Origin of the sequence: Georgenia sp. AZ-5 (genome assembly GCF_043952095.1) — a bacterium.
GTDB lineage: Bacteria > Actinomycetota > Actinomycetes > Actinomycetales > Actinomycetaceae > Georgenia.
In genome coordinates, this window is sequence record NZ_JBINOU010000001.1 from 2,113,492 (window position 1) to 2,134,719 (window position 21,228).

General features: G+C 70.2%; 16 protein-coding genes and 1 pseudogene. 3 read left to right on the forward strand and 14 right to left on the reverse strand.

What is annotated here, in order from left to right; translation table 11 throughout:
- Positions 1–10: 10 nt before the first annotated feature.
- Both ACF0H8_RS09940 and ACF0H8_RS09945 read right to left on the reverse strand, forming a co-directional pair.
- Positions 11–1,657: a thiamine pyrophosphate-binding protein gene (locus ACF0H8_RS09940; RefSeq protein ID WP_395288770.1), complete on the reverse strand. Its 1,647-nt coding sequence runs from the start codon at positions 1,655–1,657 to the stop codon at positions 11–13.
- Between the two features lie 146 nt (positions 1,658–1,803).
- Positions 1,804–2,529, reverse strand: coding sequence for an IclR family transcriptional regulator (locus ACF0H8_RS09945; protein WP_395288771.1), 726 nt, complete (start codon positions 2,527–2,529; stop codon positions 1,804–1,806).
- A gap of 194 nt (positions 2,530–2,723) precedes the next feature.
- On the opposite strand from ACF0H8_RS09945, the gene ACF0H8_RS09950 reads away from it, so the two are divergent.
- Positions 2,724–4,631 (forward strand): FAD-binding monooxygenase, encoded by a 1,908-nt coding sequence (locus ACF0H8_RS09950; protein WP_395288772.1) that lies wholly within the window; start codon positions 2,724–2,726, stop codon positions 4,629–4,631.
- Positions 4,632–4,765: 134 nt separating this feature from the next.
- The gene (locus ACF0H8_RS09955) at positions 4,766–6,235 is read left to right on the forward strand and encodes an NAD-dependent succinate-semialdehyde dehydrogenase (protein ID WP_395288773.1); all 1,470 of its coding nucleotides are present in this window, start codon (positions 4,766–4,768) and stop codon (positions 6,233–6,235) included.
- A gap of 507 nt (positions 6,236–6,742) precedes the next feature.
- Here ACF0H8_RS09955 and ACF0H8_RS09960 read toward each other — a convergent pair.
- The 9 genes and pseudogenes from ACF0H8_RS09960 to ACF0H8_RS10000 form a co-directional block, all read right to left on the reverse strand.
- The gene (locus tag ACF0H8_RS09960; RefSeq protein ID WP_395288774.1) at positions 6,743–8,281 is read right to left on the reverse strand and encodes an aldehyde dehydrogenase family protein; all 1,539 of its coding nucleotides are present in this window, start codon (positions 8,279–8,281) and stop codon (positions 6,743–6,745) included.
- Between the two features lie 46 nt (positions 8,282–8,327).
- Positions 8,328–9,389 (reverse strand): sugar ABC transporter substrate-binding protein, encoded by a 1,062-nt coding sequence (locus ACF0H8_RS09965; RefSeq protein ID WP_395288775.1) that lies wholly within the window; start codon positions 9,387–9,389, stop codon positions 8,328–8,330.
- A gap of 38 nt (positions 9,390–9,427) precedes the next feature.
- Complete coding sequence (locus ACF0H8_RS09970; protein ID WP_395288776.1) at positions 9,428–10,393, reverse strand: ABC transporter permease; 966 nt, start codon at positions 10,391–10,393, stop codon at positions 9,428–9,430.
- The gene (locus ACF0H8_RS09975; protein ID WP_395288777.1) at positions 10,390–11,901 is read right to left on the reverse strand and encodes a sugar ABC transporter ATP-binding protein; all 1,512 of its coding nucleotides are present in this window, start codon (positions 11,899–11,901) and stop codon (positions 10,390–10,392) included. Before ACF0H8_RS09975 ends, ACF0H8_RS09970 begins: the two co-directional genes overlap by 4 nt.
- Positions 11,898–13,091, reverse strand: coding sequence for an iron-containing alcohol dehydrogenase (locus ACF0H8_RS09980; protein ID WP_395288778.1), 1,194 nt, complete (start codon positions 13,089–13,091; stop codon positions 11,898–11,900). Before ACF0H8_RS09980 ends, ACF0H8_RS09975 begins: the two co-directional genes overlap by 4 nt.
- Positions 13,088–14,275, reverse strand: a complete 1,188-nt coding sequence (locus ACF0H8_RS09985; RefSeq protein ID WP_395288779.1) for a M20 family metallopeptidase — start codon at positions 14,273–14,275, stop codon at positions 13,088–13,090. Before ACF0H8_RS09985 ends, ACF0H8_RS09980 begins: the two co-directional genes overlap by 4 nt.
- 74 nt (positions 14,276–14,349) lie before the next feature.
- Positions 14,350–15,612, reverse strand: a complete 1,263-nt coding sequence (locus ACF0H8_RS09990) for a hypothetical protein (protein WP_395288780.1) — start codon at positions 15,610–15,612, stop codon at positions 14,350–14,352.
- 648 nt (positions 15,613–16,260) lie between these two features.
- Positions 16,261–16,586, reverse strand: a pseudogene (locus tag ACF0H8_RS09995) (deaminase); the annotation flags it as partial.
- Positions 16,587–16,653: 67 nt separating this feature from the next.
- Positions 16,654–17,307 carry a DUF2784 domain-containing protein gene (locus ACF0H8_RS10000; RefSeq protein WP_395288781.1) on the reverse strand — a complete coding sequence of 218 codons (654 nt, stop codon included), beginning with the start codon at positions 17,305–17,307 and terminating at the stop codon, positions 16,654–16,656.
- 16 nt (positions 17,308–17,323) lie between these two features.
- On the opposite strand from ACF0H8_RS10000, the gene ACF0H8_RS10005 reads away from it, so the two are divergent.
- Entirely contained in the window at positions 17,324–17,536 is a 213-nt protein-coding gene (locus ACF0H8_RS10005) for a hypothetical protein (RefSeq protein WP_395288782.1), read from the forward strand.
- Positions 17,537–17,922: 386 nt separating this feature from the next.
- Here the strand turns inward: ACF0H8_RS10005 and ACF0H8_RS10010 are convergent, their stop codons facing one another.
- The 3 genes from ACF0H8_RS10010 to ACF0H8_RS10020 all read right to left on the reverse strand — a co-directional run bounded on the left by ACF0H8_RS10010 (position 17,923) and on the right by ACF0H8_RS10020 (position 21,015).
- On the reverse strand, positions 17,923–18,717 hold the full coding sequence (locus tag ACF0H8_RS10010; protein ID WP_395288783.1) for an IclR family transcriptional regulator C-terminal domain-containing protein: 795 nt from the start codon (positions 18,715–18,717) through the stop codon (positions 17,923–17,925).
- 67 nt (positions 18,718–18,784) lie between these two features.
- A complete protein-coding gene (locus ACF0H8_RS10015; RefSeq protein ID WP_395288784.1) occupies positions 18,785–19,801 on the reverse strand; it encodes an ABC transporter substrate-binding protein in 1,017 nt (338 codons plus the stop codon).
- A gap of 32 nt (positions 19,802–19,833) precedes the next feature.
- Positions 19,834–21,015 carry an FAD-dependent monooxygenase gene (locus tag ACF0H8_RS10020; protein ID WP_395288785.1) on the reverse strand — a complete coding sequence of 394 codons (1,182 nt, stop codon included), beginning with the start codon at positions 21,013–21,015 and terminating at the stop codon, positions 19,834–19,836.
- Positions 21,016–21,228 lie beyond the last annotated feature (213 nt).

Below are 21,228 nucleotides of genomic sequence, written 5' to 3' on the forward strand. Positions count from 1 at the left end.
GGACGGCGGGTCAGCTGTTCACCCGGACGATCTCCTCCTGGTAAGGCGCGACGACGGCGCCCGAGACCCGCAGGTCGAGGAGCAGGAACGGTCGGTCCGCCGCGGGCCGCGGCGCCCACGCCGCCAGCACGTCGAGGTCGTCGAGCGAGCGCACGACGACGCCCTGCGCGCCGACGGCGGCGGCGAGGCCGGCGAAGTCGACGTCAGGGATGAGCATCGGCTCCCGGGCCAGGCCCTTGCGTCCGTACAGGTGCACCTCGGCCCCGTAGGCGGCGTCGTTCCACACGACGGCGAGGCCCCGGCCGCCCGCGACCCGCACCGCCGACTCGAGGTCGGCCAGCGCCATGAGTCCGCCGCCGTCGCCGGTCGTGAGCACGACGGTCGCCCCGGGCCGGGCGAGCGCCGCGCCGAGGAGGCTGGGGAACCCGAGCCCGATGGCCTGGAACGCGGTGCCGACCATGATCATCCGATCCGGCGAGGCCACCGGCCAGTACATGTTCGCCCAGCCGATGAAGTGCCCGCCGTCGGAGACGACAACGCGGTCCTGCGGCAACAGCTCGCCGATGCGGGCCGCGGCCGAGCGGGGGTCGAGCCGTCCGTCGGGAGCCTTCCCGTCGCCCGGTTCGTACCGGCGCGCGGCGGCGACGTCGATCGACTCGCGCCACCCGCTCGGCGTCGCACCGTCGAGCTCGGCAACGAGCGCCGCCGCAACCGCCGCGGCGTCCCCGCGCACGTACCCGCCGACGTGCGGGTGGGTCGCGGCCGGGGCGACGTCGACCTGGAAGACGCGGGTGCCGGGCGCGAAGAGCTCGCCGAACCGCATCGTGAACTGGTTGAGCGACGCCCCGACGACGACGGCGACGTCGGCCTCGCGCACGAGGCTCATCGCCCCCTCGGCGCCGAACCCGCCGGCGACGCCGAGGTCGAACTCGGGGCGGGCGAAGATCCCGCGCCCGAGGGCGGTCGTCGCGGTGAGTGCACCGGTCGCGTCGGCGAGCGCGCCGAGGGCCTCACCCGCGCCCGCCACCCACGCGCCGCGGCCGGCGAGGAGGAGGGGCCGGCTGGCCGAGGCGAGCGCCGTCGCGATCTCGCGCACCATGGCGTCGGCGAACGGCCCGCGCGGCGCGAGCGGCCCGGGGAGGCGCGGGGCCGGCACCTCGGGCACCGGGCCGGCGTCGAGCGTGGCGACGTCGTAGGGGATCGCCAAGACTGTGGGCACGCGGTAGGTCAGGGCGTGCTCGACGGCGATGACGGTCGTGGCGGCGGCGTCCGTGCGCCCCACCGTGTACGTACGGGCGCCGACGGCCGAGGCCATCGCGATCTGGTCGACGTCCCACGGGCGCGGCCCTGACGTCGGCTCGTCGCCGACGACGAGGACGAGGGGCACGTGCGCCTGCACGGCCTCGGCGAGCGCGGTGAGCGTGTTGGTGAACCCGGCGCCGTACGTCGTCGTCGCCGCGGCGAGCTGACCGGACGCCCGGTGGAAGGCGTCGGCGGCGACGACCCCGCCCGCTTCGTGCCGCACCGCGGTGAACTCCGCGGAGGTCTGGCGCGTCAGGGCGTCGAGGAAGTACGCGTTGCCGTTGCCCATGACGCCGAAGACGTGGTCGACGTGGGCGGCGAGGGTGACGGCGACGTGGGCGGAGACCGAGGGCATGGCGAGGACATTTCCGTAGGGCGGGGCGACAGTGACTCGTGCGGGCCCCGCCGGGCAGGTCACCCGGCGGCCGTGCCGGGTGCTGGGCGCCGGGGACGTCGCACCGGACGCCCATGGTAGCCATTGGCTCGGGCGATGTGTGCCCGTCAGCCGCCCAGCGCGTCCCGGATCGATGTCGCGCTCGTGGCCAGCCGCGCCGCAATCGCGGAGGGTTCATGGTCGCTCGCGACGTAGACGACGGCGACCGCGGCCGGCTCGCGCCCGCGCAGGCGCAGCGGCACCGCCACCGACTGCACGCCTGGGATGACCTCGTCGTGGCTCTCGGCGTAGCCGCGGACCGCGGCCGCCATCGCCTCCGTCTCCAGCTGCCCGGAGACGCCGGGCGGCCAGGCGGGCCGGGGGAGCGCGCCGAGGATGACCTTGCCGGGCGCGCCGACGGTCATCGGGTGTCTTGTCCCGGGCCGCTGCGCTACCGAGGCGACCGCGTGCCGCGGCTCGACGCTCGTCAGCGTCACGCACTCGTCGTGGTCGAGCACCGCCAGGAAGCACGTCATGCCGAGCTCGTTGGCGACGGCGGTGAGCTCGGGGAGGGCCTCAGCCTGCAGGTCGGGCGCGACGCCCGCGGCCAGCGCCGCCATCCGCGCCCCGAGCGCGACCCGCCCGGTCGTGTCGCGGCGGACGAGCCCGTGATCCTCGAGGGTGCGCAACAGCCGGTAGGCGATCGAGCGGTGGACGCCGAGCCGGTCGGCCACCGCGTCGATCGTCAGGGGCTCGCGGGCGTCGGCGAGGATCTCGAGGATCCGGATGCCGCGGCTGAGCGTCTGCGACGCGGGCGCGGGCCGCGACGGCACACCTGCGGGCTCCACCGTCATCGACCGTCGCACTCCCGGCGGCTCCACCGCCGACGGACGTCGCCCTCCAGGCTCTTGCACGTGGCGCACGGGCTCTTGCACGTGGCGCACGTCATCATATACGATCCGTTCAATAGTAGAACCTCGTGTTCGAAAGTAGAACATGCGGTTCGCTCCGACAAGTACCTCGACAGCGAAGTCCGAGGAGGAATCGCATGCAGTTCCACCACTACGGCTACGTCTCCGGCGATCCGCGCGTCCAGCCAGCGGCAGGCGTCGGTCTTGACCGGCCAGAGGAGCTCCCCGACGAGGTCGACGTCCTCATCGTCGGTACCGGGCCGGCCGGGATGATCACGGCGGCGCAGCTGTCGCAGTTCCCCGACGTCACGACCCGGATCGTCGAGCGCCGCGGCGGGCGGCTGGAGATCGGCCAGGCGGACGGCATCCAGGCGCGCACCGTGGAGACCTTCCAGGCGTTCGGGTTCGCCGGGCGGATCATCGAGGAGGCGTACCGGATCACCGAAATGTGCTTCTGGCGTCCGGATCCGGCCGACCCCTCGCGCATCGTCCGCGGGGAGCGGCCGGCCGACGACCCGACCGGCATCAGCGAGTTCCCGCACCTCATCGTCAACCAGGCGCGCGTCCTCGACTACTTCGCGGAGGTCATGGCGAACTCGCCGAGCCGGATGAAGCCGGACTACGGCTACGAGTTCCGCAGCCTCGAGGTAACCGAAGGCGCCGAGTACCCGGTCACCGTCAACCTCGTCCGCACCAAGGGCGAGGACGTGGGGCAGGAGAAGGTCGTCCGGGCAAAGTACGTCCTCGGCGCCGACGGCGCCCGCAGCGGCGTGCGGCAGTCGATCGGCTGCACGATGGAGGGCGACCAGGCGTTCCACGCGTGGGGCGTCATGGACGTCCTCGCCGTCACCGACTTCCCGGACATCCGCACGAAGTGCGCGATCCAGTCGGGCTCGGGCGGCAACATCCTGCTCATCCCCCGGGAGGGCGGCTACCTGTTCCGCATGTACGTCGACCTCGGGGTCGTTCCGCCGGACGACCACGGCGCGGTGCGCAAGACGTCGATCGAGCAGATCATCGCCAAGGCGAACGAGATCATGCGCCCCTACACGCTCGACGTGCGCGACGTCGCCTGGCACAGCGTGTACGAGGTCGGCCACCGGGTCACCGACCGGTTCGACGACGTGCCTCTCGACGAGATCGGCACCCGCAGCCCGCGCGTGTTCATCGCCGGCGACGCCTGCCACACGCACAGCGCCAAGGCCGGCCAGGGCATGAACGTGTCGATGCAGGACGGGTTCAACCTCGGCTGGAAGCTCGGTTACGTCCTCTCCGGACGCAGCCCGGAGAGCCTGCTGGCCACGTACTCCGCCGAGCGTCAGGTCATCGCCCAAAACCTCATCGACTTCGACAAGGAGTGGTCGACGCTCATGGCGAAGAAGCCCGAGGAGTTCGCCGACCCGGCGGAGCTCGCGGACTTCTACGTGCGGACCGCCGAGTTCCCGTTCGGCTTCATGACGCAGTACCCGCCGTCGATGCTCGTCGCAGAGCCGACCTATCAGGAGCTCGCCACGGGATTCCCGGTCGGCAAGCGGTTCAAGTCAGCGCCGGTCGTCCGCGTCGCGGACGCGAACCCTCTGCACCTGGGGCACCAGCACCGCGCCGACGGTAGGTGGCGCGTGTACGCGTTCGCCGACGGCGTGCCCGGGGAGGCGTCCGCGCTGACGGAGTGGGCCGAGTGGATGGCCGGCTCACCGGATTCCCCGGTCCTCGCCCACACCCCCGAGGGGGCCGACCTCGACAGCATCCTCGACGTCAAGGTGATCTATCAGCAGAAGCACGTCGACGTCGACATCACCAAGGTCCCTGAGCTGTTCCTGCCCCGGAGCGGGCCGTTCCAGCTCATCGACTACGAGAAGGTCTTCGCCACGCACCCTGAGGACGACATCTTCGACCTACGCGGCATCGATCGTGTCGCCGGGTGTGTCGTCGTCGTCCGCCCCGACCAGTACGTCGCGGCCGTCCTCCCGCTCGACGCCACGGAGGAGCTCGCCGCGTTCTTCCGTCAGCACCTGCTCGTACAGAACCGGCAGCCCGTGGCGTAACGGATCTCTCCCGCAACACCGCGCACAGACCGCCGAAGCCTCCACCAAATGACGCTGGACGGGGTCCAAGCACACGACTGTCCTACCTGAACGACGGATGCTGCGGCATCCGACGATGACGACGAAGGAGTCCTATGAGCGACAACCGCGAGACCGCGCTGCTGGCGAGAGTGCCGGACCGCCTCCTCATCGGAGGCCAGTGGCGCCCCGCCGAGGGCGGCAGGACGCTCAACGTCTACGACCCCGCGACCGGGGACCGCGTCAAGACAATCGCCAACGCCTCGCCCGCTGACGGCCTGGCGGCGCTGGAAGCAGCCTCCGAGGCGTTCCCCGCCTGGGCGGCGACGCCGGCGCGCGAGCGGGCGGAAATCCTGCGGCGCGCGTTCGACCTCCTGCAGGAGCGCAAGGAAGACTTCGCCCTCCTCATGACGATCGAGATGGGCAAGCCGCTCGCCGAGGCCCGCGGCGAGGTGGCGTACGGCGGCGAGTTCATCCGGTGGTTCAGCGAGGAGGCCGTGCGCGTCCAGGGCCGGTACGGGCCGAGCCCCGAGGGCACCGGCCGGATGGTCGTCTCCCAGCACCCCGTCGGGCCGTGCTTCCTCATCACGCCCTGGAACTTCCCGCTCGCCATGGCGACCCGGAAGATCGCGCCCGCCCTCGCCGCCGGATGCACGGTCGTCATCAAGCCGGCCGAGCTCACGCCGTTGACGACCCTGTTCTTCGCGAAGCTCCTCGAGGACGCCGGGGTTCCCGGCGGCGTCGTCAACGTCTTCACCACCTCGACATCGGGAGCGGTGTCCGAGCCGATCATCCGCGACTCCCGGTTACGGAAGCTGTCGTTCACGGGATCGACGCCGGTGGGCCAGCGGCTCCTCGAGCAGGCGGCGCACGGGGTGCTGCGCACCTCGATGGAGCTCGGCGGCAACGCGCCGTTCGTCGTCTTCGACGACGCCGATCTCGACAAGGCTGTCGACGGCGCGATCGCGGCGAAGTTCCGCAACGTCGGGCAGGCGTGCACGGCCGCGAACCGGTTGATCGTGCACCGCGCGGTGGCCGACGAGTTCGCGCGCCGCGTCACCGAGCGGGTCCAGGGTTTCGCGGTCGGCCGGGGCACCGAGGAGGGCGTGACGATCGGTCCGCTCATCAACGAGGCCGCGGTGGAGAAGGCCGCCGCGCTCGTGGGCGACGCCGTGCAGCGCGGCGCGACCGTGCGCACCGGCGGCGGCGCCGTCGACGGCCCCGGCAACTTCTACGAGCCCACGGTCATCACCGACGTGCAGCCGGGCAGCGACATCCTGCGCGAGGAGATCTTCGGACCGGTGCTCGCGATCGTCCCGTTCGACACCGAGGACGAGGCAGTGCGCATCGCCAACGACACCGAGTACGGCCTGGTCTCGTACGTCTACACCGAGAACCTCGCCCGCGGGCAGCGCATGATCGAGCGGCTCGAGACGGGGATGATGGGACTGAACGTCGGCGTCGTCTCCAACGCCGCGGCGCCCTTCGGCGGGTGGAAGATGTCCGGGCTCGGCCGTGAGGGCGGCGCCGAGGGCATCCACGAGTACCTGCAGACCAAGTACACGCTCACGCCGAACCCGTTCTGACGTGGTACAGGCCGACCCCCTGAGGCTGTGGCCGTGCCGGCTCCCCGCGCCGTCGAGGGAGCCGGCAGCGTCACGGGACGGCGACGGCCGCCTGGCCGTCGCCGGAGACCCTGCGGTCGCGCACGGCGACCGCGAACGCGAGCAGCTGGCACACGGCCACGGCTCCGAACCCCGACGGCGGCCTGCTATGCGTCGGCACCGACGACATCGAAGGAGATGCCTGTGATCATCGCGTTGCCCATCGCGGTGCCGATGCGGTCGGCCCCGCGGTTGCTCGCTCGCTGTATGTGCGCGAGCCGCCCAGCAGCGCTGCGCTCTCCCGACGGTCCAGGGCCCTCGGCAACCGTCGCGGCCCGCGCAGCCCAGCGCGGAACGACGTCTTGTCGGCGACGGTCGAAAACAGGCCAGAAACAACGGGCGAGTTCGAGTATTGGTGATAACACTCCTGGAAGACGGTGGGGTGTGGAGATGCTGGCAGTGCCCCGCCGGACCAAGGGGTCAAGGAAGTCACAACTCATGGCGGACGGATGCCCAGGGACTGCGCCAGTCCTCGGTGGCGGTCCAGACGCTCTTGGTCTTCATGTGCTGTCCGATGGCCTCGTCGCCCATCTCGAGGCCCACGCCGCTGGCCTTGTAGCCACCGTAGGGCGACCCCGGGTGCAGCATGTGGACGCAATTTGTCCACACGATTCCGGCCTGCAGCGCAGCCGCGAGCTCGGTCGCGAGAGCCAATTCCGAGGTCCATATCGACGCGGCCAGCCCGTAGGGCGTGTCGTTGGCGAGGTCGACCGCCTTTCCGACGTCGTCGAAGACGAAGACGGACAACACGGGTCCGAAGATCTCTTCCTGGGCGATACGCATCGTCGGCTCGACGTCGGTGAAGATCACGGGTGGGTGGAAGCAGCCCCCCTCTGGCACTTCGAGGGCCACGTCGATGGGTTTGGCGCCCTGCTCGAGGCCCGATGCGACGTAGGCGCGGACCGTCGCTAGCTGTCGCTGCGAGACGATCGGACCAATATCGGTGCCTTCGTCCAGTGGGTCCCCGATGCGGAGCACCGCGAGGCGCTCCTTCATGCGCCCGAGCATGTCGTCGGCAATCGATTGGTGCAGGAGCAGCCGCGTACCCGCCGTGCACGTCTGGCCTGCGTTGAGGAACGCGGTGTAGACGGCGGCGTCCGCCGCCCCGTCGAGGTCGGCGTCGGGAAACACCAGCATCGGACTCTTGCCGCCGAGCTCGAGGCTGACGGACTTCAAGAGCTCGCCGCACCGGCTGCCGATCTTGCGGCCCACTTCGGTGGACCCGGTGAAGGTGATCTTCTCCACCGCAGGGTGGCCGACGATCGCCTCGCCCGTCACGTCGCCGGGACCGGTGAGGACGCTGACGAGGCCCGCCGGTAGCCCGGCGTCGAGAAGGCACTGCCCCAGGAGCAGGGCGGAGAGGGGAGAGTCCTCGGCCGGCTTGAGCACCACTGCATTTCCGGTGGCCAGGGCGGGAGCGAGCTTGGTTGCCGCGTTGGTGAGGGGGTAGTTCCATGGCGTGATGGCACCCACAACCCCGTAGGGCTCGCGCAGCACGACGTTGAAGAGGCCGGGCTGGACGGGAACGGTGGCACCGCGCAGCCGGTCGGTGGCGCCCGCCCAGTACTCGAAGAGGCGGGCGGCACGCTCGGTGTCCCGGGTGACGGTGTCGCGAATGGGCCTGCCGACGTCCAGCGTGTCCGCCAGGCCGAGGTAGTCCGCGCGGTCACGTATCAGATCCGCGACCTTGCGCATGGCTCTGGATCGGTCCTGCCCGTCGGTGTTCCACCATCGGGCGCCCGCTTCTCTCGCGGTGGCCACCGCATGGTCCACCGTGCTCGGCGCAGCGATCGTGACGTCGGCGAGGGAGCGCCCGGTGGTCGGATCGATGGTCTCTCGAGTGTCCGGGCCACCGGGGACCCACTCACCGGCGACGAGGTTGGGAAGGGCCGTGCCGCCAGCGCGGGGAAGCGCGGACCGCAGCTTCTCCATGGCCGCCGCGTGCTGTGCCTCTGCATCGTTGCGCACGGCTTCTCCCTTTGGTCGGCTCCCCCGGGCGGAGGGGCACCTGCTGTCACGAGCCCTCGGGCGGGTACATGATGGAGCGGTCGAACTCGTCCAGGGTCTCCGGCGTCACCTCGACTGGGACCAGGTACGCCTCCTGCTCGACCTCCTCGCCGTTGAGTTTTTGCACGATCGTGTCGACGACGACCCGGCCGAGCAGGACGGAGCCCCCGACGCTGGTGTGCTGCACCCAGCCGTCCTTCATGAGCCGCTCGAGGTCGGGATCGATGTCGACCGTCGTCACCTGCACCTCTCCCGGCTGCTTGCCGGCAGCCTGCAGGGACTGCGCGACGGCCTGGGCGACGACGCTGTTGAAGGCGTAGAAGCCGGCGACCTCCGGGTCGGACTGCAGGACGTTCTCCGCCGCGGAGAGGGAGTTGGGCAGGTCGCTGAGGTTGTTCAGGGCCTTGGCCACCTCGACGTCGGTGCAGCCGGAGAGCGCCCGGCGTACGCCGGTCTCGCGCAGCTTGATGAGGTCGATGCCCGGCGGGCCGAGGAGCAGCCCCACGCTGTCGCCGTCCCCGAGCTTCTCGCAGAGGAACTCGCCGGAGTTGAACCCGGCGCGCTCGCTGTCTTCGCCCCGTTTGATGATCTCCTCGGACTCGGGGAACACGCCGTCGCCGACGACGAGCACGCCGGCGTCCTGGGCGGCCTCGAGGGCGGGCACGGTCCCGGTGCTGCTGGTGACCGCGATCGCGATGGCGTCGAAGTCCTGCTGTACGGCGTTCTCGATCTGGGAGATCTGCCGGTCGATGTTGGCGTAGCCGCCGGCGTCCATGAACTCCACGCTGACGCCAACCTTCTGCGCCTCGTCCCGGTACCCGTAACTCTTCTGCTGGAAGTACGGGTCCCCGGCGTTGGGGAACAGGACCGCGATGCGATAGGAGCTGTTGGCCTTCAGCCCCTCGACGACCTTGGCCTCGGGCAGGGGCGCCGGTGTGCCGGTCAGGGTCTCGGTCGGCTCGGCGGTGGACCCCGCCTCGCCGTTGTCACCGCCGCCGCCGCAGGCGACGAGCGTCAGCGACAGGGCCGCCGCGGCGAGGAGGCTGGGGCGGTGCTTGTGCTCGGACATGGTAGGTACCTCTCTGGAAGTTGCGGTCGGACGAGGTCTCAGCGGTTGCGTCCCCCCTCGCGGAGCACGGTGAGGAGCACCGCGAGGATCGTGGCGGCGCCGATGACGATGCGCTGGATGAAGGTGGACACGCCGAGCAGGTCCAGGCCGTTGCGCACGATCCCGACCAGGAGGACGCCATAGATGGTTCCCATGAGCCGTCCGCGCCCCCCGAACAGCGAGGTCCCGCCGATGACCACCGCTGCGACGGTCTCCAGCTCGAGCCCCTGCCCCAGTAGCGGCTGCCCCGAGCGGACCCGCGCGCTCAGGATGATTCCGCCGAGCGCCGCACTGAGGCCGCTCAGCAGGTACACGGACAGCTGGACCCTCGCCACCGGGATGCCGGCGAGGCTCGCGGCGTTCTTGTTCCCGCCGACGGCGTACACGTGGGTGCCGAACTTGGTCCGGTAGAGCACGAGCCAGAACAGCGCGAACCACACCAGGGCGATGACGACCGGTATCGGGACGGGCCCGAGGAACCCGATGCCGAGCCCGAAGAACCAGGAATCGGGAAGCTGGAAGATCGGGTCCCCGTTCGTGAGCGTGAGCGCGGTGCCGCTGACGATGGAGAGCATGCCAAGGGTCACGATGAAGGGGGTGACCGCGGTGAATCCGATGATGAGCCCGTTGACCAGGCCGACGGCCAGCCCCGCCGCCAGCGCCATGGCGATGCCGGCCCACGGGTTGCCGTCCCGCAGGCCCATGGCCGCCAGGACGCTGGCCAGGGCGACGACGGAGCCGACGGAGAGGTCGATCCCCGCGGTGAGGATGACCATCGTCTGGGCCGTCGCGATGAGGCCGAGTACGGCCACCTGTCTGGCGACGTTGGCGAAGTTCGAGATCTCGGCGAAGTTCGGTGCCTGGATCGCGAAGAAGACGAAGAGCGCGACGAGGACGATGGGCAGGCCCACGGTCTCCCAGTCGATCCCGCGCAGCCGGGTAGCGAGGGCGTTCGAAGCGTTCACGGGATCTGCCCATCCTCTAGCAAGGCGGCCTGGAGCAACGCCTCTTGGGTGACCTGCCTGCGGGGGAACTCGGCGCGCAGGCGTCCGTGGCTCATGACCAGGATGCGGTCACTCAGCCCGATGACCTCGGGCATGTCGGAAGAGACCACCAGCACGCCCTTGCCGTCGGCGGCGAGGCGAGCCACGAGCTCGTAGATCTCGATCTTCGCGCCGATGTCGACCCCGCGGGTAGGTTCGTCGAGCAAGATCACGTCGCTGCCCGCGGCCAGGGCGCGGGCGATGACCACCTTTTGCTGGTTGCCGCCCGAGAGGTTGCGCACGGGGACCTTGACGTTCGGTGCCTTCACCCGCAGGGCCGCGGTGAAGCGCTTCGCGAGCGCCTCGAGGGACGGCCTCGACAAGAAGCCGAACGAGCTGCAGTCGTCCAGGGACGACAGGCAGACGTTGTCGCGGATGCTGAGCGGGAGCACCAGGCCCCACCCGTGCCTGTCCTCCGGGACGAGGGCCAGGCCGCTCTCGAGGGACCTGCGAGGGGATCCGCCGGGGACCAGCTGCCGGCCGCGCAGCGTGGCCCTGCCGTGGGCGGGCTCCAGGCCGTACAGGCCACGAAGGAGCTCGGTCCGGCCCGCGCCGACGAGGCCGAAGATGCCAACGACCTCGCCCGCTCGGAGAGTGAATGTCGCGCCCTCGACGCGCCCGGGCACCGAGAGGTCCTCAACCGTCAGCAGGGTTTCGCCCAGCTCGACGGCGCGATTCGGGAACTCCTCCGCCAGGTCCCTGCCGACCATGAGCCGCACGAGCTGGGGCAACGGCGTGCTCGCCGGTAAGCCCTCCCCGACGACGCGGCCGTCGCGCATGACCGTGACACGGTCAGCGATCCGCTCGAGCTCCTCGAGGCGGTGGGAGATGTAAATGACGCCCACGCCCTGGCGTGTGATCTGCCGAACGCGGTCGAAGAGCTCGTCCGTCTCCTGCTCGGAGAGGGAGGAGGTGGGCTCGTCCAGGATGAGGACTCGGGGCTCGCGGGAGAGTGCCCGGACGATCTCCACCACCTGGCGCACGGCGAGGCTGAGGCGGCGCACGGGCGTGGCGGGAGCGACGTCGAGGCCGACGGCCCGGAGCAGGGCCGCCGCCTCGCGATTCATCCCGCGGCGGTCGAGGAGGGGCGTGCCCGTGCTCGTGATCTCCCGCCCCAGGAAGAGGTTCTGGGCGACGGTGAGGTCGGGGACGAGGGATAGCTCCTGGTGGACCGTGCTGATCCCCGCCTGCTGCGCCGCGTGGGGGTTGGGCAGCGTCACCGGCCGGCCCATCACCTCGATGGACCCGTCGTCCGGCTGCACCGCGCCCGAAAGGATCTTCACGAGGGTGGACTTGCCCGCGCCGTTCTCCCCGAGGAGGACGTGCACCTCGCCCGCGCGGACCTCAAGGGACACGCCGTCGAGGGCTTGGACGCCCGGATAGCGCTTCGACAGCCCGCGCACCGTGACCACGGCCGGTGCGGCGTTCAAGACGCCCGCTCCAGTATGGCGACCACGTCGTCGCGCTGGACCGGTCGCGGGCTGCCGGCGACGACGAGGTCCTGCATCACGGCGTCCGCGAGCGCGCCGAGCTCCTCCTGTCTTACTCCCAGCTCACCCAGGCTGGCGGGGAGCCGGAGATCGCCGACCAGCCGTTCGACCTCCGTCGCTGCCGCCTCGGCGGCTTCCTCGTCGGTCATGGCGGCGGTGTCGACACCGAACGCCGAGGCGATGAGGGCCTGCCTCTCCGCCGTCGCGGGGGTCAGCCACCGCATGACCGAGGGGAGGACGGCGCACGTCGTCCAGCCGTGCTGGACCCGGTAGCGGGCACCGATCTGGTGACCGATGGCGTGGGAGAGTCCGAGGGTGAGGTTCATCTCGCCGAAGTAGGACTCCCACGCGCCCAGCTGTCCCTCGCACCGGGCGTCGACGTCGCTGGGGTCCCGCTGCGCGGCGCGCAGGCTGGCGGACAGCCGGCGAACCGCGTCGAGGGCGAGCGCGTCCGTGATGGGCCCGCGCCGGGGGGAGTAGACGGTCTCGATCGCGTGGTCGAGCGCCCGCATCCCGGTGCTCGCCCACAGGTCGACGGGCGTGGTGACGCCCAGCTCGGGGTCCAGGAGCACCGAGCGGGGCGTGAGCTCGTCGGCGATCAGCAGGTCCTTGGTCTGGCGGTCCTCGTCCGTGACCGCGCCGGCGTTGGCGAACTCCGCGGCCGAAAGGGTCGTAGGGATGGCGACGATGGGCAGGGCGCGGCCGCTCGTCGTCGGGATGTCGGTGGTCGCCGGCGGAACGAACGTGGCCCGCCAGCGCGCCAGGTCGACGGCGGACCGGAGCCCCTCCCCGGCGGCGAGGGCGAGCGCCCGGGCCGCGTCGACGACACTCCCGGACCCCAAGGAGACCAGGACATCGGGGGTGCGGTCGTGGATTGTTTCCAGCCCCGGCTGGAGGCACCCGTACGGCACGTGGGGCCGCACGCCATCGAACACCGCGACGAGCCGGTTCCCGAGTAGGTCCTGCACTCGGTCGCCCAGCCGGGGGTGCGCGCGGACCGTCGGGGAGGTCACCACCATGGCCCTGCGGGCATCGAGCCGGTCCAGTTCCGCGCCGAGCGCCTCCACGGCGCCCGCTCCGTAGTGCACCACGTCCATGGGCAGGTACCAGAACTGCCTGGTCGCGCTCATGGGGCATCGCCCCAGCCGTGCTCGAGGAGGTCGTCGATCAGCGCAACCAGGCCGAGCACCCCGGCCTCGAGCGCGTTCTCGTCGACATCGAACCGCCCGTCGTGGAGGGAGCGACTGCCCAGCGTCCCGTCGGGGGACCGGACGCCGAGCTTGAGGTACAGGCCCGGCCGCCGCTCGGCGTAGAGGGCGAAGTCGTCGGCCGTCATGGGAGGGTCGTCGAGGACCTCGAGCGCGAGGACCGGGTGGGCGGCAAGGACCTCGATCGCGCGGCGCACGAGGCCAGGGTCGTTGCGCACAGCGGGCATCTCATTCTTCCAGTCGACGACGGCCTCGACGCCGACGGCGGCCGCCGTCCCGGCCGCGACTCGCTCGACAGCGTCCCTCAGGCGCAACCCCACGCCCTGGTCGACGCTGCGGATGGTGCCAGTGAGCTCTGCGTTCGGCGCGACGATGCTCTGCGACCTGCCGCCGGCGATCGTTCCCACGTTCAGGGCGGCTCGCGCCCCGGAGTCCGTCTCGCGCCCGAGCAGCACGTTGAGGCCGAGCACGATCGAACTCGCCGCCAGCACCGCGTCTTTGCCTCGGCTGGGTGTGGCGGCGTGGGCACCTGACCCGTGCACGGAGATTTTGAACGCGTGCTTCGTCGCCATGGCGACGTCCTGGTCCACACCGATGGTGCCCACAGGCAGCGCCGGCCAGCAGTGCAGGCTGAGGACCACGTCGACGTCGTCGAGGACGCCCGTCTCGAGGACCGCCGCCCCGCCGCTGGTCTCCCCGAAGGGGATTTCCTCGGCGGGCTGGAAGACGAACGTCACCCGTCCCTTTTGCAGCGGCCGCCGTGCCAGGGCCTCCGCGACGCCGGCGACCACCGTCGTGTGGACGTCGTGACCGCAGGCGTGGGCCACGCCAGGTTTGTGCGAGGCGTACTCGGCCGCCGTCAGATCCGGAGTGGGAAGGGCGTCCATGTCGGCTCGAAGGAGCACGTGGGGACCAGGTCTGCTTGCTCGGAGCCGGGCAACGAGCCCGGTGACGGCCACCGTCTCGGCCTCTAGCCCAAACTCCTGCAGGTAGTCGGCCACCATCGACGCAGTGCGGATCTCCTCGAAGCGCAGCTCGGGGTGCCTGTGCAAATCGCGCCGCAACGCGATGAGGGAGGCCACCACGTCGTGGTCGAGTCGCTCCATAGAGATGTCCTAAATTGGACCTCAATGCGGATGACTTAGGGTGCGCCTTCGAAGTAGGGCTGTCAATAGGCGCTTCAGCGGCGAGGAAGCAGACGGTCGAGGTCGATGCTGTAGACGAGTTGGGGCCTGCCCGCGCCCGGCGCGCCGTCGACGCCACGGACCCTGGCAACGCCTGCCCGCTCGAGCCGCGCCATCAGGCGGCCGGCAGAGCGCGGCTGGACCCCGTAGGCCTGGGCGATCTCTCGGACGGTCACCGACTCCGGGTCGAGATCGCGGAGGGCGACCGCGAGGCGAGCCAGCGTCAGCGTCCGGACGCCAATGCTGCGCGCGTGAGCGAGGTACTGCTCGTCCGTCTCCCGCAGGTGCAGCGTCATGGACCCGTGCGTCTCGGTACCGACCACCGACCCATCAGCCAGCACGGTGACGGCTCCATGCCCTGGCCGTCCAAGCTTTAGCGCGTGCCGGGCGTTGAGCTCAGCGTCGGGCAGCGTCGCCCCGACGCCAAATCCCAGCTTCCAGTCGGGCGAGAACCCACCCTCCGAGAGGAGGAACGACTCCAGGGCCCGGTAGTTGGTGTTCACGCGCCACCAGCCGTCCGCCATCTGCTGAAGCTCTCCCCGTAACCGCTGCGCGTACGCCTGGACGGCAGTGTCGTGCGTGGGCGAATGCGCAGATGACCGTGAGTCCTTGGCCGGCCTGAGTAGAGCGACCGCGGGTCTGGCGCCCTCCGCCTCGAAGCTCCGGACCGCGAGAGAAGCTCGGGTCAGGGCGTGGTGCAACGTCGGTCGGGTGTGCTCGATCCGGCTAACGGGCAAACCAAGTTCGTGGAGTCGCTGGTTCACGGCGCCGAGACAGGTCAGGCTCAGCTGTGCTGAGCCGCTGCGTTGGGCCTGCACGTGGAAATCGATCACCTCCTCGAGATCGCGCAGCCTTCGGCCGTCGATGTCGAGGCTCAGAGAACGGATCGGTGGGGCTAGCCCCAGGTCCTGGCACACCTCCTCGACCACTTGCTGCTCGATTGTGTCGATCACGAAGGCGGGGACGGCACCGTCGTTGCTTCGCAGCACGAGAGCAAGCGTCCGGTACAGGTCAATGGCGGAGTGAGGAACGAAGTCGAGAGTTGCACGAAGCGGTGGATCCAGGCCCAGCGCTGCCGCATACGGGAGGCGACCGGTAAACAGCAGTACCCGACACAGCACGTCGAGGTCGCGGGCGATGGCGGGCGCCTCGCTGACGGACTCGTAGGCGCGCCCGATCAAGTGATCAGCGAGGCCCCTTTCGGCTGCCACCTGAAGGGCGAGCCGCACGGAGTCTTCCGAGCCGATGACGCCGATCATTCTTGCCTTCTCACGCGGAGCACCGTACCCGCGCGTCACGAGGCGTCGTGAGCACATCTTCACGGTCGGCGGCTGGTTGGACGAAGAGCCTGGGCCGGTTCTGGTGTCTCATCATGCACCGTCCTCGCCCCTCCCGACAGGGGCCGGATCCCCGCGGCAGCGTTGCTCGGGCTCGCGCACAATAATCCGATGATCGGCGACCAGAACGCGGGGGGTCCTCGTGCGAGCCGTGATCGCGATTAGGGAGCACGCGAATAGGTGACGCTCTGCAAGTTCTGCATCGCTCGGTCGAGGAACATGGGGCCTCCCGCTCCGACGGCGCCGTCACCATCTGGCGAGGCTATCGAAAGGTCCCGGTGGCCGCACCGGTCATCGGCTGCTCCGTCCCGGGACGCGCGGAGCGCGCCCAGCGATCACGATCAACGTTCTTCATGTCCGTGACGTCCCGCCACGGTGATGCTTTCGGGTACCGCCGCGGCTAGGGAGCGCACGCAGGAAACACCGCGGCCGCCCCGTGTCCCGTCCCCACGACACGGGGGCGTCCCGACGACGCCTCCAGGGCGCCCCGTCCCGCCAAGACCGTCGCCATCGACGACGGTGAGATCGTCTACGTGGGCGACGACAACCGGATCATGAAACGCACCGCATCCCGCTCACCAGCCTGGTATTGGGCCAAAAAAAGGGCTCCTGCAGCGTCGAGGAGAAGGCGACGTTGGGCACGGCGGCGAGACCGGTCAGGCTGGCCTCCTCATCGGTCGAGTAGTCCGCGTGCGACGCCGCGGCCTCGGTGGACATTCCGGACATCAGCCGGTTGGTGGTCGCTCCCATCAAGATCAAGATGGTGTAGCCGCCCTCCGGCTGTTGGTCAAGCCAACCAGATACTCGGGACCCTCGAGCCCCCACCACCCGGGCCAGCCTTCCGCCGCCGCATAACCGTCCAGCGACACGATGAAGTCCACCAACAGTTCCTGCATCGAGGTCCCCCTGTGACACGGCGCGATCTAGATGTGAACTCTCGGAGAGACAACTTACTTGCACGACTCAAGCACGCTTCGCATCGTCGTCGGGCAGGACCACCTGCGCACGCCCGGGCGGCCTGCCCCGGGGCGCCGCCGAGGCGACGGCGAAGCGCGCGTCCAGCGCCTGAGCCGGCCCGCGCCGCGAGTCAGTGGCCAGGCTGCCGGGGCGACGGTAAGTGCGCGTGTGTCGTCGTGGCAGTGGCGGTGTAGCCGGTCCAGGCTGTCGGGGTCGGTGCGGGCGTGCTCCCCATCGAGCGCGGTCGCGCTCTCGTCCTACCGGTGCCGGACTGCCCCCTAGCCGCAACCTGGCGAGCCGCGCCCGACGGCGTGAGAGCACCATGACGACGTAGCCCACCCAGGAGAGCGTGACGATGACGCCCGCGCCGAACCGGACCAGGCCGAGATACTCCTCCGGGTAGACCTGCCCCGTGAGGTATGTCGCGATGAACCCTTGGTCGCCGAGGTCGGGCTCGCCGGCCCTGCGCCGGAGAACATTCTCGAGCACGGTCAGTGGGCAGTCCCAGCTGAAGATGACGGCGAGCCCGCCCCACGCGACGGCCATGAAGTGCGCGACGATGGTCATCGACCAGCGCCAGGCAACGAAGCCACCCACCACCATGTAGAGCAAGTAGCCGAAATGCGCCGCCATGGTCAGATCGGCGAGGACGCCGTCCATGCCACGAGTCTCCCCCGTGGGCTACCAGTCCGCCAGGCCTCGACGTCCTGGCACTGGCCGCCGGCTCGGGCGCGCTCTTCCTGCCGCACGTCAGCATCAGCTTCTTCTGAATGTTGAAGAGCTGCTCGGCCTCTCTACGCGCGGCACGTTCGAGGCCCACACCATCGCGATGAGCCTGGCCTCGATCGTGTCACTCGCCCTGGCGCTGGTCCTCAGCGCAGTGATGTGACCGACGTCGGTTGGCCGGTGAGGCCATCGACGACGATGAAGCGGCCGGCGCCCTTGGCTGCCGGCGCTCGCTTTCATGCGGCGATCGCTATCCGACGTTCGACATACGTCAGCCGCAAGCGAAGGGAAATTTGTATCGCCGTATTGGTGGGCGTTGTGCGCGAGCGTTGGGGTCCCTCTAGCTACCTCCCACTCCCGACGAAGGCCTCATGACTCGTCGGCGTAGTCAACCGCCCGAATCGCCCATGGGAAGAACTGGTCTAGGTGGAAAGTCACCGACGCGCCTGCAGCGCTCCATCGGGTGGCTGCAGAAGGCTGAGGTCCAGGCGGCGGGTACGGCCGAGCCCGTGCCTGGACGGTTGAGTGCGCTCGAACTGCAGGCTGTGGCTACAGCTGTCGTCCCAGCCTGGCGGCGTGGTTTTGCAGGACCGGCAGGAACCTCTCGTCCAGTTCTTCCAGGGACACGCGGGCAGCCAGCGTGCTCACGCTCATGGCGGCCTGTGTGCGCCCTGCCGAGTCCTGGATTGGCACGGCTAGCGTCCGGATTCCCATCTCGAGCTCCTCGTCGGTGAGGGAGTACCCGGCTCGGCGCGCCTGCTCGACCCGTTTTCGGATGTCCCCGGCAGTGAGGAGCGTGCGGGGGGTGGTCTGCACCGGTTCACAGCCGGCCAAGCGCGCGTCGAGCTCGGGATCGGGGAGAGCGGCGAGCAGGACGCGTCCGGATGCGGATGCATGGGCGGGTAGTTGCGCGCCCAGCCGGACCGCCGCCGTGACCAGCCGTTGCACCTCGGCGCGAGCGACGAAGACGACGGAGTCGCCCTCGAGCACCGCCACCGACACGGACTCGCCGAGCTCGTCGCGCGCGGCCGTGACGTGCGGCTGAGCGAGCACCGGCAGCGAGGCTGTTTCCAGGTAGGCGGCGCCTAGCCTGACCATTCGTGGGGTCGGGCGGTAGAACTTGCCGTCGTGGCTTAGGTAACCGAGGTCTTGGAGGGTGAGCAGGCATCGCCGGGCCGTCGCCGGCCACATTCCCGTGATGTTCGCGGCGTCCGTGACGGTCATCTGCGTCCGGCGCGGACCGAAGGCCTCGATGATGGCGAGGCCTTTGGCGAGCCCGGCCATCCCCTCCACGCCGTTACCGGTCTGCTCGGCCGCCTTCTTCGCGCTCGAGGACGACGCCATGCGTTCAGGCCTCCTTCTGTCGGGCCCAGGCTCGACGCGTGCGACCGGGGCGGCCCGGGCAGTTCGCCTAGGCCTGCGGAAGCTCGTCTCGGTCCACCACGACGGCCTCGAGGTCCACGCCCTCCTCGATGATGCCCTGTTCCACCATGAGGTCCTGCAGCGTGTCGAGGTCGGAGAGGTCGCTGTCCTCGGCGAGCCCGGGCGGGTTGAGCTGGGTGACGAGCTCGGGCGTGATGCTGGTGTAGGTCGGAATGATCTCCTCCAGTCGCTCGGGCTCGTCGACGGCGATGCGCATGGCCTCGTCCATCGCACGCACGAACGCCGCGACGGTGTTGGGGTTCTCGGCGACGAACTGCTCCGTCGCTACCCATCCGGCGACTGGGAGGTTTTCCGTGGGTCCCTCGAAGGCGCTGACGATGCGCTTGGCGTCCGACGTCCCGGTGGCCAGGGTGATGAAGGGCTCGACCAGCCAGGCGGCGTCCACGTGCCCTTCCTCGAGGGCGGCAGGCATGTCGGCCGGGGGCAGCTCGACGAACTCCAGGCTTGCCGGATCCACCCCATGGGACTCGAGCACGGCCCGAGCGGTGAGTTCTTGAATGTTGCCCAGGCTGTTCACAGCGATCGAGCGGCCCTCCAGGGCGGCGGGGTCGGTGATGCCGCTGTCCGGCATGGCATAGATGCCCTGGGGCCCGGAGCGGTTGTTCTCGCGGACGATCTGGAGGGGCAGGCCTTCGCCCCTGGCCTCCAGGACGGAGACGTAATTGCTGTAGGTGAGGTCCAGGTCCCCAGCCACCATCGCGGCGATCTGTGCCGCGCCGCCGGAGGCGACGTTCGCTTCGACCTGCAGCCCCTCGTCCTCGAAGAGACCGTCCTCGATGGCGAGGAAGAACGGGGCCAGGTCCGCGAGCGGCAGCACGCCGACGGTGAGTTCGGTCTTCTCGGGCTCGCCCGCCGCTGGCGGGGAGGCGTCCCCACCCCCGGCTGGTGCTTCTGACTGCCCGCCCCCGCATGCCGTGAGGGTGGCGCTCGTGAGGAGGAGTGCGGCCAGGCCGGCGGTGCCGCGCGCTACGTTGCGCTTGATCATGGGTGTCTCCCTGTCGGCTCACTCGAGGATGGCTAGAGGCGAGCGATCGCCGCCTCGGCATCGGTGACCGCGTCGTGGTCGTAGATCCACCTGCGGAACTCGGTGGATGCGGCGATCTCGGCATCGCGGACGCTGAGGTCCTCGTAGGAGGAGTCGTACCGCAAGCCGTTCTCCCGGGCGCCGCGCTGGACCGCGCTCGTGCGCTCGCGCCGGACGTGCTCGTACACCTGCAGCGCGCGGGGAGCGGACGCACGGTCGGCGTGAGCGAGCACGGTAGCCAGGGCGGCGGCATCCTCCATCGCCTGGTTCGCTCCCTGTCCCAGGTGGGGCAGCATGGGGTGGGCCGCGTCCCCGAGCAGGGTGAGGCGGCCCGCGGACCAAGTCGGCAGCGGCTCGCGGTCATAGAGGCCCCACCAGTACGTCGTCTCCACTTGGCCCAGGAGGTCCTCGACGCGCGGGTCCCACCCCGCGAAGGCGGCGCGCAGCGCGTCCGGGTCCCCGGGAGCGGACCACGACTCTCGGGTCTGCTCGTCGCTCGGGACGAAGCCGACATAGTTGATGAGCGTGCCGGCCCGGACGGGGTAGACGAGGAAATGCTTACCTTCCCCCATCCACAGGCGGGAAGCGCCGGTGGGCCACTCCGGGACGCTCTCGTGGGCGACGAGGCCACGGTAGGCAACCGATCCGGAGAACACCGGCATCGACGGGGGAACGACGTGGTGCCGGAGGGCGGAGTGGATGCCGTCGGCGGCGACGACGACATCGGCCTCGACAACGTCACCGTTGCCAAAATGCAGGCGCGCCACGTCGTCGCGTTGCTCGAACCCCGTGCAGCGGTGACCCGTGAGGAGGGACTCCGCGGGCAGCGGCCGCGCGAGGATGTCGATGAGGTCCGCCCGGTGCATACCGAAGACCGCGTTCCAGCCGCTGGAGTCCGTGGTGAGGATCGGCGCAACCGGCGTGCCGTCCTGCCGGAAGTAGGTCGAGCCCTCCCCAAGCCGGGCGCCTGCGGCCACGACGTCGTCCCACAACCCCCAGCGCTGGAGCTGACGCGCTCCGTTGGGGGCAAGGAAGACGCCGGCGCCGACCTCGCCGAGCGCGGGTGCCTGCTCGTGCACGGTCACCTCGATGTCGCGATGCCGCAGCGCATTCGCGGCCGCGAGGCCGCCAATGCCTCCGCCCACGACCGCCACCCGAATCCTCGTGTCCGCCATGCCGTCGCCTCGTTTCGATAATCGAACACTTTGGCAACTCTGCCTAGAAGGTAGGGGCGCAGCCCTATGAGGTCAAGACCGCCATCAGTCGGCGGCAGCGCGAGAAAGCAGCCCAGGAGCAGCCTGACGCGCAACAGGTTCGCGATGCGATAGCCATGGACGGGCGGGCGAATCGGTCGGGCAAGCCCGGCGCAAGACTGTCAGGCTTGAGTG

Bases quoted from the DNA above. Each gene is read 5' to 3' on its own strand.
- ACF0H8_RS09940 (WP_395288770.1), bottom strand. From the start codon at position 1,657: ATGCCCTCGGTCTCCGCCCACGTCGCCGTCACCCTCGCCGCCCACGTC.
- ACF0H8_RS10010 (WP_395288783.1), bottom strand. From the start codon at position 18,717: ATGGCGTCGTCCTCGAGCGCGAAGAAGGCGGCCGAGCAGACCGGTAAC.
- ACF0H8_RS09945 (WP_395288771.1), bottom strand. From the start codon at position 2,529: ATGACGGTGGAGCCCGCAGGTGTGCCGTCGCGGCCCGCGCCCGCGTCG.
- ACF0H8_RS09950 (WP_395288772.1), top strand. From the start codon at position 2,724: ATGCAGTTCCACCACTACGGCTACGTCTCCGGCGATCCGCGCGTCCAG.
- ACF0H8_RS09985 (WP_395288779.1), bottom strand. From the start codon at position 14,275: ATGGAGCGACTCGACCACGACGTGGTGGCCTCCCTCATCGCGTTGCGG.
- ACF0H8_RS10015 (WP_395288784.1), bottom strand. From the start codon at position 19,801: ATGATCAAGCGCAACGTAGCGCGCGGCACCGCCGGCCTGGCCGCACTC.
- ACF0H8_RS09990 (WP_395288780.1), bottom strand. From the start codon at position 15,612: ATGATCGGCGTCATCGGCTCGGAAGACTCCGTGCGGCTCGCCCTTCAG.
- ACF0H8_RS10000 (WP_395288781.1), bottom strand. From the start codon at position 17,307: ATGGACGGCGTCCTCGCCGATCTGACCATGGCGGCGCATTTCGGCTAC.
- ACF0H8_RS10020 (WP_395288785.1), bottom strand. From the start codon at position 21,015: ATGGCGGACACGAGGATTCGGGTGGCGGTCGTGGGCGGAGGCATTGGC.
- ACF0H8_RS09980 (WP_395288778.1), bottom strand. From the start codon at position 13,091: ATGAGCGCGACCAGGCAGTTCTGGTACCTGCCCATGGACGTGGTGCAC.
- ACF0H8_RS09965 (WP_395288775.1), bottom strand. From the start codon at position 9,389: ATGTCCGAGCACAAGCACCGCCCCAGCCTCCTCGCCGCGGCGGCCCTG.
- ACF0H8_RS09955 (WP_395288773.1), top strand. From the start codon at position 4,766: ATGAGCGACAACCGCGAGACCGCGCTGCTGGCGAGAGTGCCGGACCGC.